Origin of the sequence: Psychrobacter sp. L7 (genome assembly GCF_002810365.1) — a bacterium.
Classification (GTDB): Bacteria; Pseudomonadota; Gammaproteobacteria; order Pseudomonadales; family Moraxellaceae; genus Psychrobacter; species Psychrobacter celer.
Window position 1 is genome coordinate 34,402 of the sequence record NZ_NEXR01000006.1, and the last position, 13,244, is coordinate 47,645.

Consider the following 13,244-nt stretch of genomic DNA (forward strand, 5'->3'; position numbering starts at 1 on the left):
AGATGACCATAAAAACCAACGCCTCTGCATCGCTCTTACACTCATTATTTGCTCGTAAATCGGCAAGTAGAGCAGTGGTGCTCATTATAATGCTGCTATTGATACTAAGTATGAGCAGTGTGTTTTTTGGTGCCAGTGAATTAACGTATGGGCAAATCTGGCAGCATTTACAGCAAGGCTTTAGTGGCGACAAAGACTTTATTGTCTGGCAGCATCGTCTGCCGCGCACGCTATTGGCCATATTGGTGGGCGCAAGCCTTGGTCTATCAGGCTCATTGGTGCAAGGGGTCATCCGTAACCCGCTGGCATCCCCTGACTTGATGGGCATCAGTGCAGGCGCGGGGTTTTGCGCGACGCTTTTACTGGTGATGATTCCTACGGCCCCTATTTGGTGGCTGTCTGTCGCAGCGCTACTTGGCGGATTATTAGCCTTTTGTATTATCATGCTATTGGCACAGATATCACAGCCTACGCCTGCGCGCTTGGCACTGATAGGTGTCGCCATTAGCGCGTTTTTAGCCAGTGGGATTAACTTTTTATTGGTGATTTATCCTGTTGAGATTAATACTGCGATGATTTGGTTGACCGGTAGCTTGTGGGGGCGCAGCTGGCAACACATTCCGATGCTAACGATGATATTTGCCGTATTAATGGTCATCAGTATGTATCTGGCATGGCGTCTGGATGTGTTGGGACTGGGTGAGGAGACAGCCTATCATTTGGGTGTGTCCGTCAAACCGTTGGAGTTTAGCGCCTTGCTCATCGCGGTAGTGATTGCAAGCCTAGCGGTCTCGGTGGCTGGGACGGTCAGCTTTATCGGGCTGCTTGCGCCGCATATCGCACGATTGCTCTTTGGGCATCAGCACCGTATCTTATTGCCAGCGTCCGCGCTGATAGGTGCCATTATATTGGTTTTGGCTGATGTATTGGCACGCAGTTTATTTGCGCCAATTGAGTTGCCAGCTGGCGTCTTAACCTCAGTGATCGGTGCGCCTTATTTTATCTTTTTGCTATCGCGCTATAAGGGGTGGTGATGCTATCGGTGAATGAACTCCAGCTTGGCTACCATAATGGTCAACGTATTATTAAAGACTTATCACTTGAGCTGCCAGAAAATAAAGTCATCGGGCTGATTGGTCCAAATGGCTGCGGAAAATCCACGCTATTAAAAGGCTTGTGCCGCTTAATTCAACCGCAGTCGGGCAGTATTTGTCTTAGACAACAAAACATGGCGCAATTAGACAATCGGCAGATTGCCCGCCAGATATCGGTATTGCCGCAAGTGCAGACCAATCCTGAAGGCCTAAGTGTCAGACAGTTGGTGGAATACGGCAGAACCCCTTATGTCTCGCACTGGGGCAAGCTAAGTGCGGTGGATAGTCGGATAGTAGATAGCGTCATGCATGAAATGTCCATTGATTCTTTGGCTGACATGTCGCTTGACGCCTTATCAGGCGGTCAGCAGCAGCGCGCATGGATTGCGATGATTTTGGCGCAGGATACTGACATTATCATGCTTGATGAGCCTACTAATTATCTAGATATCTCCTATCAAATAGAGCTGATGCGGCTCATTCGAGCACTAAAAGAAAAGGGGAAAAGCATTATCGTTGTGCTGCATGACCTTAACCAAGCAGCGAGGTATTGTGACCTATTGGTGGTGTTAAAATCGGGGGAGCTGCAAATGATGGGCACGCCTTGCGAGGTGATGACAGAGGTGATGCTGGCTGAGATATTTGACGTGCAAGCCAAAGTGATTACCGATCCTGTTGCAGGCTCGCCGATGTGTGTGTATTTGTAGCAGACCAATATTATGATTAAAACGGCTTCGGGTTTAATCGGCCAATGGTTTTATTGTTTTTACGGTATCCTATTTCGCGGTATCGATGAATACCGTTAATAATACTGTAAAAAATTTCGTTTACAAGCGTATAATGCCGTAAGTTATCGGGGTCTATTGTAACTTGTCGGAGATTGAACCCCTTAGTTTTCGGGGTTTGGCGAGGATTATTGAGGGTTGTCGATAGCAATGATTGGCGCGCCCACCAAGACTCGAACTCGGATCGGTCGCTTAGGAGGCAACTGCTCTATCCTGTTGAGCTATAGGCGCGTTGTGGAGAGACATTGTAGAAAAAAGCTGCGCCAAAAGCAATGAGCAATCTACAAATAGGCAGATTATCTTTATTTGCCATTACTGAGCGCGTCGGCGACGTCTACGGGGTTTTCACCTGAGGCTTGTTTGGCGCGTGACGTTGGATTAAATAAATCATCTACGCTGTTTTTATAGCCATCGATATTATAATAATCGTATTTTTTTAATATATCCTGTCCTGCGCTCGATAGCAAAAAGTTACGAAAGCTGATGGCAATGCTATTATCGGACAAAATCACCCCGTCTAGGCTTTCTTCATCTGTTAATGCATAGCTAAATGCATTTAAACTGCGCGCTTCTTGATTGTCTGTTTTGGCTTTAGTGGCATTTTGATTCATCTCTGTATCTGCCGCTTGGTCATGAGAGGCGGTACTGGCTTCCTTTTTATTAAACGCATTTTGCATCAGCGTTAGCTGGGCCTGCAAAGGCTCAAGGCGTTTGGCTGTCAAACTACTGTGGGCGATGATCATGTCTGTACCGATGTTTGAGGCAGGATGCTCGGCGGTCATGTCGCTATCTGCTAATTGCAAGAGCGCATGAGAGGGCACATAATTGGCCAAAACTTGTACGTGCGGATAGCGAGACTCAAAGCTGACAATCACATCGTCTAAAGGCACTTGTAGGCGCTCTTCTGCTTGCACATACAAGGTGGAGGTTGAAACATCGTCCTCTTCACTCTCTGCCGTTATGGCTGACGCTTCATTATTGCTTGCCATAATCGGCAAGGGGTCTATGTTTTTACGGTTACTGATCCACAGCCACGTAAAAATGGCGATAAAAACGATGAGCAGTAGTAAAATTAGCCCAGCCAGTAGCAGCTTGTAGTCTTTCATATATGACTGCTCTTCTTATATTCGGTAGTGAATGGTTAAGGGTGGTATTCGGATAACGCAAAAAATCAGACGTCGAGGTCGGAGTGCGCCCTAAGAGCTGCTGCTATCAGGTTATTATCCCTAAAGCGACTGATGTAGCACTTCCTTTGCCAAATCTGCCAGCATGTCTGCAAAAATATCCGTCGTGGCAGCGGTATTTACGGCCGAGTCATTGCCGCTTGGACCATTAGTTTTTAGGCGGCTGGGCGCGCTGATATTATCATTTTTGCTCGCCGCTGCTGGATGATAGTGTGAAGGGGAAGTGGGTTTGTTGTCAATGGTTTTTACTTGATGAGCGGCAAGCGGCGACTCACCTGTTGATAGCTTGTCTTTGAGCCATTTAAAGCCATGCGCCTGCCACCAAGTTTCAAAGCGTGACAGTGAGCTACCGTGGACGGCGGCGGGGAGGTTTAGAGTACGGAGTTTTTGTGCCAATACCGGATCGCTGATGGCTTGATGAATGCTCAAGTAGAGTCCGCTACTATCGTCGGTATAAGGCTTTCGGTTTTGCCAGGCGTTATCGTTGATTCGCATACGTGGCAGTTGCCAGAGCTCGCCGCGATAATAGACGACGTACAGCCGTTTTTTTGGATGGACGAAAATGGCATCAATAGGGCGCAGGGGCATAGTAGTTGTTTATCTCGTTGACAAAAGAGTTAAGGTAAAAACTTAACGACATCCGTTGTCGCAGGCTGTCTTGCTGAGCAGATGATATACTGGCAAACCGCCATAAACAATGGCACACTGATCAGTAAGTGACGCATCTTGCGCTTTTTATCGTTATCAAGCTGCTTTATCATGCATTCTGATATCGACATCATGCTAGCAGAAATGTAACAAGCGAACGACCATCAAACATGAATTGATGAGTGTCGTCGCCAGCATTGCTATTATGCTCTGCACCATGACAGGCTGTGTTTGCAGGTTACTGTATCTGATCGTACCTAGCATGCTTCCGTCGCCTCGTTATTTTATTATCACTCCAATTAGATCGCCTTTATGTTTAAAATCATTCAGTCCCACCGTACCGAGCTGTTGGTTGAGCAGCTATTAGCTGCCTATAAGTCCAAAAACCAACCTGTTTTTGAAAAGTTTGTGGTCATTGTGCCATCTATGGTGCTTGGTGATTGGCTAGATAAGTCTATTGCAAGTCAAGCGGGTATCAGTACCTTAGTGACGACGACGTTTTGGGGGCAGTATCAGTGGACATTGATGCAAGATGTGTTGAGCCGTCACAATGCTTATTTGCTAGAACAAAACCCCAAAGCGGCCACATTGAATGTACCTGAGGTGGCGGTGTTGTCGCCAACGGTGATGCAGTGGCGCTTGTTTGGGTATTTGACTTATTATCAAGAAGCCATTGTCGCTGATGAAAAACATCCCGTTTATCCACTGCTGGCATCTTTGATTGATGAGCCGCAAGAAGAAGTGCAGCAGGATAAGGCACAGCAAGACGCGCGCATTTGGCAGCTGGCGAGTGATTTGGCGAGGGTGTTTAACCGCTATTTAACCCACCGTGAGGACTGGCTAGATCTCTGGTCGCATGATAAACCGCTGACTGTAGAGGCGCTGATCGCTGAAAAGGATGCTCTGTCGCTGCGCTTCGATAAGTATGCGCGAGGCACGCCTGATTGGTTGGTGGCGCATTATGTAGAGCTAGAGATCGCGCAGCGTTTCTTATGGTCGCATTTGTTTGCTGATGTGCATCAGCACCGGGTGGCGCTTGAGGATACCTTTTGGTCAGCCTTAAAAGACAACAAGGCAAATGAACGCGCGCAACTGCCCAAAGTGCTGCGCATTTTTACCATTCAGCAGCTTCCACAGACCGAGCTCGACTTTTTGCAGCGCTTGTCACAATACATGGATATTACGCTACTACACTATAATCCGTCTAAGCTGTTTTGGGCGGATATCGTAGACAAGTCGTGGCTACAGCGTCAGCAGATTATCAACCCTGAAAGCGTGTTTTTGCGTGATTATGGGCACAGTTTGCTATCGCGTTTGGGCAAGCAGTCGCGCGATACTTTTGCGATGCTTGCTAATTTATCGGGTAATGAGCAGTACCAAGACGCACTCGTCGAATGGCAGGATATCTTTGATGAGGGCGATGATAGCAATAAGGGCTTGAGCGATGCGTTTGGTATTGATTTTGATGACAGTGGGCAACAAGTGCAAGACAGCCCAAGCCTATTAAAACGTTTGCAAAATGATGTATTGATGCTAGATGAGCAGTCTACCCAGCAAGCGACCGCAGCCAAAGTCTCGCAAGAAGTCAGTGAGCAAATAGAGCTGTCTTTTGATCAAGTTGATCAAAAGCCGCAAGAATCGGCGTGGTATGACGATGAAGTATTAGAAAACAAGCGCTTTGAGAAGGAGCGTTTGTGGGCGATGTCTGCACAAGACAATAGCCTAAGCATTCACTCATGCCATAGTCTACAGCGTCAGCTAGAAGTGCTGCGCATCATGATTGGGCGCTGGCTCAATGAACCATTAACACCTAATGAGAAAAAACGCCATATATCCGATATTGTCGTGTTGCTGCCCGATGTTGAGCGGCATCATGCGCTGATCAGCTCTATATTTGTCAATGGCAAAGGTCAAGATGGCCTGACGCTACCTGCTAAGGTGACGGGAGTGGTTGATGCCGATATTCGTCAACTATGGGAAGCCATTATTGGTTTTTATAAGTTATTAGGCAGTCATAGCGCCCGCTTTGAAGCGGCTGAGGTGCTTGATTGGCTGATGCTGCCACCGCTGTATGAAAACTTCGGCTTAACCCATGAGCAGATGAGCCGTGGTTGTGATCTGCTGATCGAGGCAGGCTTTATCCGCGGTTTTGATGAGTGGCATCTTAAACAAACCCTAGATAGCCACGACTATGATTACCGATTTACCTTTGCTCAAGCGCTAGATAGATTGACACTCGGTTTGGTGATGCCAGAGGCCAGTTTGAGCGATTGCTTATACCCTTTGGCACAGGAGGACTGGCCAAGCACCGCCTTGCCAGAGATGACTCTGCCGCTGCCACAAGTGAGCCTAAATGATGCGATTATCATTGAAGCGCTTTGCCGTATTTATGCAGGCTTGACTGCGCGCCGTGATGACCATACACAAAAACTCAAAGCCGAGGACTGGCTGGCGCAGATTGAGACACAAGTGATTCATCGCTACTTCGGTGATGTCGATCAAACCCGTACGATGCGCGCCATATATAACGCCATGAATGGCTTTAAATCAAGCCTGAGAGCCAATCGCCACTATCGGCAGTATGCTCGTAGCGATAGTGCCAACAGGGAGGTAGAACACAGGCTGGCAGGTGTCGAGCAGTTGCCGCTTAAGCTGAGCTTTATGCTGGACAGTATCGAGGCGGAGCTTGAGAGTCAGCAGGTCAGTGCCGAGCCGACTGGAGTGATTACTTTTGGTCGATTTGGGGCGCTCAGAAACGTGCCTTTTGATTTGGTAGTGATGCTCAATATGGATCTGTCTGAGTTCCCTGGGCGCGACCGTGATAATCGCTATGATTTGATGAAAGCTGCCAATGCTCGCCGCGGTGATAGAGTCAGTGAAGATGACGATAATGGTGCGTTCTTAGACGCACTACTGTGTGCGCGCAGTGCGTGCTGGATATTTTATAATGGTCAAAGTCTGACAGACACCCACGAGCACCTGCCTGCCAATCCAGTCAGTGAGCTGTTGCAGTTTTTGCAAGGCGAGGTGCAGTGGCAGGTCAACTCGCTTGAAGCCTTAGACACGTTAGACGCATTGCCTGAGAATGTTGATTCTACCACCGAGAGCCTTAAGCGTTATTTACCCAAATTGATTAAGCAATGGCTGGTGACCGAACATCCGGCACTGCCGTTTCACGAGAGCTTGTTTGAAACAGATAGTGAAGAAGCGAATGCTTTACTTCATCCCAACCAGAGCGAGAGCGTCGATAAAGACAAGACAGATGCGCTGGATGCTATTTTGCATACCGCCATGCGCCAAACCAAGCTTGCGCAACAACGCCAATTTCCGCCCGCACCGCTGTGGCAAGCGGTGTTTCATACCTTAAGGGATAGTGTATCTTATGAGCAGACAGAGCTGGTTGGTTTGCCGACTAAGTCCCAGTATGAAGCCATCGCTCAGCTGCTTGGACACTCTCTAGGTCAATTGGGGCAAGTAGACAATCAAACCTTAGCGGCATTGGCTGAGATGCTATCACTAGACGCAGAGTCTGGTATAGACACCATTGATATCGACGCTATGTTTGATACGGTGTTTAATATTGAAGAGATAGACGTTGAAGGCGCATTGGCCTATCAAGTGCGTCATCCTGCCAAGGCGTTTTTGCGTACGCAAAAGGTGCATGTGGTGCAGGGCGAGGAAGCGCTGGCGCAGCAAGAGCCGCTATTTTTAGATAATCTGACAACTTATCAGATCAAAGCGCATTTGCTCCATGAGCTGGCGAGCGATGCCGCTAATAACCCTGTTGATAGCGCATACAAGCAAGACCGCCCAATTTTAATGTACCAAAAAATCATGCCAGCAGGGGTGGCGCGGCAAACGACCTTGCCCAACCAGCAGCAAAAACTGCAGCAGCAATGTCAGGAGTTTAAAGAGCAGCTAGTTGCTAATGGCTTGGACAATGATTTGGATAATGCCCAGCTAGTTGATGGAAATGGTATAAGTGGTTTGCTGCTACTGACCCCAACGATCGAGCATCCCGTTCAGCTAGCGCTAGCATCTGTGCTAACTGGTGCTAGTAATGAGGCTGATGATACGCTATTACTAAAGCTATTACCTAAAGTGGTTAAAATAAAAGGCTCAGTACCAACATCAGTACCGATAGATGCTAATAATCCTCATGCTAATCTACAGGCTGGCGTATCCTATGCCGAGCAATCCCCCAAGCAGTGGTTAAACATACTGCCCAATTCTGCCAGTCCCAAGCATTTAATCAAGTTTTGGTTGTCACATCTGTATTGGCAAGTTGCCAGACGTACCACTGCTGAGCAAGTGGCTCTAAATGATGGCATGAGTATTTGGCGCTTTAATAAGCCAAGCTCACAAGTTAAAAGGTATGAAAAAATAACCGCCTTTCAGCTCAGCCCTATTGTGTATGAAGATGCCGTAGCTGAGCTGATAAAGTGGGCGATATTTGGCAAGCTAGTCGGTCAAGTGCCGATTACCTTATTGCCAGAATATGCGCTCAGTTATCTTGATAAGTGCGCAAAAGCGGCAGAGAGTAAAGACGAAAGCGGCAGTTATTGGCCAAAACGTGCAGATTTCTTAGATTGGCTAAGGCCCAATTATCCCGTAGATACGGTATACGATACCTGCTCGCAGCATGCCATTTGGCAATACGTACTGCGTGATCAGGACGCGTTTAAAGCCCTATCAGCAGCCTTAACGACGTTAGCACAGCCGCTGTATGAGCCAATGTTCACAGCGCTACAAGGTCTAGATAGTTAGCTGGCTAGTTGATTGCTTACTAGTTGTTTACTTATTATTTAACACGGTTCGTTTTTTACCCTTTGGTATGACAAATAATAAAAAGTGTACGCCCCTATGAAAGAATTTACTGCCACTACTCACACAATGGATATTTCTACCCAATCACTTGCATCCGATGCATGGCAGGATATGGATGACCGTGAGGGTACGCATGATGACATGACTAAGCCTAAGAATGAGGCAGAGGTGATACCAGCGATTGAGGTGGCATTGACAGGTCGGCATCTTATCGAAGCATCAGCCGGTACGGGTAAGACTTGGACACTTACGGGCATCGTACTGCGCTTGCTCATTGAAGCACGGCGCGCGCCAGAGCAAATCATTGCAACGACCTTTACTCGCGCTGCGGCAGCCGAGATGCGTCAGCGCATTCATGATCGTTTGGTGGATTTTTATCAACTGCTGCAATGGGTCAATAGCCTGAGTACCAACCCTGCAAATAAAGAGCATTTATATCCATCCATCCTACAAGTGACGCCAGACAGCGATAAAGATAAGGAGAATAGTCAGGTAAGTCAGCACGCAGACACGGATACGACTGCTAAAAAAGACGCTGATGAACTCAACCAAGACATTGCTTATGACTATGGTAAAGCCCATGACAAAAAAGCCGCGGCCAAAAAACGTGTACAAGCAAAACAAACTCGTGAAAAATGGCTAGTCGCGCAGGCAAAAGATGCGCGCTTAGATGACATCATGCAAGATCCTATCAATCTGCATCTGGTTGGCTACTTGCTTGATCATGTATATAGCTATCCGATGACAGAGGCGATTCGCCGCACGGCGCTGGTATTAACCACCTTGGACAAGCTGTTTGTCGGTACCCTCGATAGTTTGGCGCAAAAGTGGCTTACAGAATACAGTAGCGAGACAGGCCACCAACAAGGCATGGCCATTATTGACGACAGTAGTATCGAGCAAGTGACGGACAGTATCATTCATGATGAGCTGCGTCAGTTTCAAAGCCGACTGTACCATGAGCAGCCCAAGCTTTATGCATTGATGCATCAGCAAGGCAAGCTGACGGCGGTGGGCGACCACAAGGGCTTTGTCACGCGTTCGCTGAATTTTATCTCTGCGCCGATTGATGAGGTAAGGCTAGCAGATTTTGATTTTAGTCTATATGAGCAGCTATTGCATGAGTTTTCGACATTGGATTTGGCAGATATTCAGCCGTATTTAAACCCTGATTATCGAAAGTCTCAAGGGTTTAATGGTGGTTCCAATTTATTCAAGCAATTTGATGCCATTATTGAGGTGCATCAAAAAATAGCGGAACATCAGCTGGCGTTTACCAGTTATCTAAATGAACGTGAAAATAAGATTCTTACCTCATTGCAGGATTCTAGATATCCCAATGAAGAAGGTAAAATTAAGAATTTTAATAAGAATAGAGAAAAAGAGCATGAAGCGTTTTTCGCATTAGACACCATTAGCAAGCTCATGGCTATCTTAGATATGGTTGATGGTTTAAATCAGCATATTGTGATGTTATTAGCCAATCTCAATCGCCATATCGTGCTGGCGGTGCGTGACAGACTGCCGGTTATCTTAGAAGAGCGCGGTGAAACCACCTTTAGCTTGCAGATGGTACGTTTAAACCAAGCATTGACCGGTCGGCAAGGAGAGAAGCTGACACGTTATATTCGTCATCATTATCCTGTGGCATTGATTGATGAGTCGCAGGATATCAATGGCGAGCAAGCCATTATGATTGAAAGCATCTATCTGCCGAAGCGTAAACCGTCGGCCAATGATAAGCATGCTGCTAGCAATAAAGCCAACCATGAGTTTTTGCTATTGGTAGGTGATCCTAAGCAGGCCATTTATGGCTTTCGCGGCGGTGATGTCGCCAACTATAATTATATGAAAGCCCAGTTTGACAAAAGCAGCCTATGGACGCTCGATGTTAATCGTCGTTCAAACGCCAGTGTGATTAATGCCCTAAACTGTTGGTTCGGTATGCCTGCGCCAGTGACTCAAAAGAATAGGCTGGCACAGTTAGGTAGTGGTATTTATTACCAGCACATTAAAGCTGAAAAGCAAGAAAACCAGCTGTCTTGGTTTCGTCAGCCAGACATGCCAAACAGCGACCTAAATAGCGATTCGGTAGATGACTTAGTAAATGACGTGCTCTCTGCTCAGCCCGTAAGTGTATTGCACCTGCCTTATGATAAAGCGCTTGAGTACGACGAGTTTGAGATCACAGCGCGTCATATTGCCACCTTGCTCAGCAGTGGTCAGACACTTAAAGGTAAGCCTATTCAACCGAGCGATATCGGCGTGCTGGCACGTGCCAAAAAAGACTTAAAGCAAGTCGAAGACGAGCTTGTCAAGCTTGGTGTGCCGACTCTAGCCACCAGTGATGTCAGTATCTTTGAAACTATCATGGCAGAGGATGTGGCAGCGCTGCTAAGTGCCATGCTATACCCGTATCGTCACGATATGATCAATCGGGTGCTGACCAGTCATTTATATGGCCTGAGCATCAGGGATGTCAAAGCCATGATGACGAACCATGAGTCAGGGGTTATAGATTTAAATAGCGCTAATATACAAGCCATTGATAATAAGAAAAGCTATCAAGACTTTATTAGCTATTTAAAAGAAGGCGCCCAGCGTTGGCAGCACTTTGGCATATTATCGGCCATGCATTACTTGTTGGACAAAAGCCCTGTACAGCCACAAGGCGTGTGGCAAGCATTAGCCGCGCATCCAGAAGGCGCACGTCATATCATGGATTTGCGCCATGTGATGGATATCTTGGCGCAGTATGGTATCGGCATGGGTGAGTATGAGCTGCTAGCGTGGTTTAGACAAAACATAGATAGCGCGCCGAGCAGTGATTGGGCTAAGCAATATCCGCTACCGACAGAGTCTGGCGTGCAGCTAATGACCATTCATAAGTCTAAAGGACTAGAGTTTCCCATTGTCTATGTGCTGGGTATGGACGATGCCAGTAGAAAATCAGGTAATAAAGAAGACTATGGATTGTATCTCTATAATGTGCAACAAAACCCTAGCCAGCAATATGCTACTCAACAAGATGCTGTTCAACAAAGTCAGTCAGCGTTGGCGCAGCAATCGACAGGCAATCAGCGCCGATTCTCACCAGTGCAAGACTCTGCGACCACAGACGGCTACTATACCGATATTGAGACGCAGGAGGGCTTTGATGAGCTGCGCCGGCTTGGTTATGTCGCCTTTACGCGCGCCAGTGAACAGCTTTATGTGGTATTAAAAGATGCTTATAGAAATACTGATTGCAACTTCAGGCCAGTGTGTTATTGGTTTGACTCCGAGGAGGCCAAGTTTGAATTGCCAGATAGGCTTAAAGGCACCATAGGCATGATTAGAGGGCATAAGATCGATGCGTTTTATCGCGATAACTGCGCGACAGCAATAAGCTCATTAACGAATAATGGCGCGCTTGCCACGACTAAGCCCAAAACCGAGCCTATTAAGTATGATGATTTTTCAGAGGTTATGAAAATCAATTATTTTTATGGTTGGGCCAAGACCAGTTTTACCGCTTTAGCACGTCAGCTAGATGAGTCGGCGCAGACAATGGCTGTGATGGATGAGCGTATAGATGATGCGGTAGATATTGATGTTGATATCAATATCACCGAAACGTCAGTTTCACCGTCACTGGGTGGTCATGAACCAGATAGTCATGAGTCTGCCGCGCAAGTCGATCAGGCAAGTCTCAAGTTAGAGGATGATATTCGTTTTACCTTTGTCAAAGGTGCCAATGCGGGTACGTTTTTGCATGAGATATTTGAAAAAATTGATTTTAGCAATAAATCGCAGTGGCCACAGGTTATCGATAGGGCTGTCAGTAGCTATCAGCTGCCGCTGGTGTATAGCAGTGCTGAGGCCCAAAGCCGTCGCCTACAAGCAAAGACGCAAGACAAAGGTGGTAGTGCGTCATTAAATACTGATTTATTGGATTCGGAGGCGATCGATGTTAGTAAGCATGAAGCGCTCATTGACTGGATAGAAGAGGTGCTGCATACGCCGCTCTTAGCGTCTGATCAGCCGTTACACGCTATTGATGCAGGTCATAGGTTTGCCGAATTAGAGTTCAATATGGGGCTATCAGAGCGTTTTAAAGCACAGAATATCAATCAGCTCTTTGAGAAACACCTACCAGATGAGACCGACAAACACATCAATCTGGTTCCGCAAAACAAAGCGCATTTATATCGTTATTTACGTGGTGAAATCGATTTGGTGTATGAGCATGCTGGCAAGTATTATGTCGTCGATTATAAAAGTAACTTTTTAGGAAATAGCCTAAGTGATTATGACGAAACCACGCTCAAGCGAGCAATGTCGAAAGCAGGGTATTGGTTACAAGCCGCCATTTATCAAGTGGCATTGCATCGGTTTTTGTCGATGCGAATTGCTGATTATATAGGCAATGAAGCTAAGTATTTGGGCGCGGTGGAGTATGTCTTTTTACGAGGCGTATATGATCCAGCTGCCCCATTAGCTATTGAAGCAGAAGATGTTAATACCCTTGACGGAAGCAACTCAATGTATAGTAATTCAATGAAGCATAAATCAATAAGTAGTGCCCGCTACGGATTGGTGACTTGGGACATACCCATTGATTTTATTAAAGCCCTAGATGCATTGTTTGGCCTGCCCAGTTAGCAGGCTATACAACATGCATGAAATCACGAATTTGATGCAATAAATTACTATAGCGATTAATT

General features: G+C 46.7%; 6 protein-coding genes and 1 tRNA gene. 4 read left to right on the top strand and 3 right to left on the bottom strand.

The features are described from left to right. Nucleotides 1-2: 2 nt before the first annotated feature. Together CAP50_RS07600 and CAP50_RS07605 are read left to right on the top strand one after the other, a co-directional pair. The gene (locus CAP50_RS07600) at nt 3-1,034 is read left to right on the top strand and encodes a FecCD family ABC transporter permease (protein ID WP_241900703.1); all 1,032 of its coding nucleotides are present in this window, start codon (nt 3-5) and stop codon (nt 1,032-1,034) included. Continuing rightward, the gene (locus tag CAP50_RS07605; protein ID WP_100749598.1) at nt 1,034-1,801 is read left to right on the top strand and encodes an ATP-binding cassette domain-containing protein; all 768 of its coding nucleotides are present in this window, start codon (nt 1,034-1,036) and stop codon (nt 1,799-1,801) included. The genes CAP50_RS07600 and CAP50_RS07605 overlap by 1 nt, the downstream gene beginning before the upstream one ends. Nucleotides 1,802-2,034: 233 nt before the next feature. On the opposite strand, the gene CAP50_RS07610 is transcribed toward CAP50_RS07605, so the two are convergent. The 3 genes from CAP50_RS07610 to CAP50_RS07620 form a co-directional block, all read right to left on the bottom strand. Next, nucleotides 2,035-2,110, bottom strand: a tRNA-Arg gene (locus tag CAP50_RS07610). Between the two features lie 71 nt (nt 2,111-2,181). Further along, nucleotides 2,182-2,985 carry a hypothetical protein gene (locus tag CAP50_RS07615; RefSeq protein ID WP_100749599.1) on the bottom strand — a complete coding sequence of 268 codons (804 nt, stop codon included), beginning with the start codon at nt 2,983-2,985 and terminating at the stop codon, nt 2,182-2,184. 120 nt (nt 2,986-3,105) lie between these two features. Further along, nucleotides 3,106-3,651 (bottom strand): hypothetical protein, encoded by a 546-nt coding sequence (locus CAP50_RS07620; RefSeq protein ID WP_100749600.1) that lies wholly within the window; start codon nt 3,649-3,651, stop codon nt 3,106-3,108. A 372-nt stretch (nt 3,652-4,023) separates the two neighbouring features. Here CAP50_RS07620 and CAP50_RS07625 point away from each other — a divergent pair, with 372 nt between their 5' ends. Both CAP50_RS07625 and CAP50_RS07630 read left to right on the top strand, forming a co-directional pair. Beyond that, nucleotides 4,024-8,478: an exodeoxyribonuclease V subunit gamma gene (locus CAP50_RS07625; protein ID WP_100749601.1), complete on the top strand. Its 4,455-nt coding sequence runs from the start codon at nt 4,024-4,026 to the stop codon at nt 8,476-8,478. 96 nt (nt 8,479-8,574) lie between these two features. After that, nucleotides 8,575-13,182, top strand: coding sequence for a UvrD-helicase domain-containing protein (locus CAP50_RS07630; protein ID WP_100749602.1), 4,608 nt, complete (start codon nt 8,575-8,577; stop codon nt 13,180-13,182). Nucleotides 13,183-13,244 lie beyond the last annotated feature (62 nt).

Coding starts and splice junctions, on each gene's coding strand:
- CAP50_RS07630 (WP_100749602.1), top strand. CDS start 8,575: ATGAAAGAATTTACTGCCACTACTCACACAATGGATATTTCTACCCAA.
- CAP50_RS07615 (WP_100749599.1), bottom strand. CDS start 2,985: ATGAAAGACTACAAGCTGCTACTGGCTGGGCTAATTTTACTACTGCTC.
- CAP50_RS07625 (WP_100749601.1), top strand. CDS start 4,024: ATGTTTAAAATCATTCAGTCCCACCGTACCGAGCTGTTGGTTGAGCAG.
- CAP50_RS07600 (WP_241900703.1), top strand. CDS start 3: ATGACCATAAAAACCAACGCCTCTGCATCGCTCTTACACTCATTATTT.
- CAP50_RS07620 (WP_100749600.1), bottom strand. CDS start 3,651: ATGCCCCTGCGCCCTATTGATGCCATTTTCGTCCATCCAAAAAAACGG.
- CAP50_RS07605 (WP_100749598.1), top strand. CDS start 1,034: ATGCTATCGGTGAATGAACTCCAGCTTGGCTACCATAATGGTCAACGT.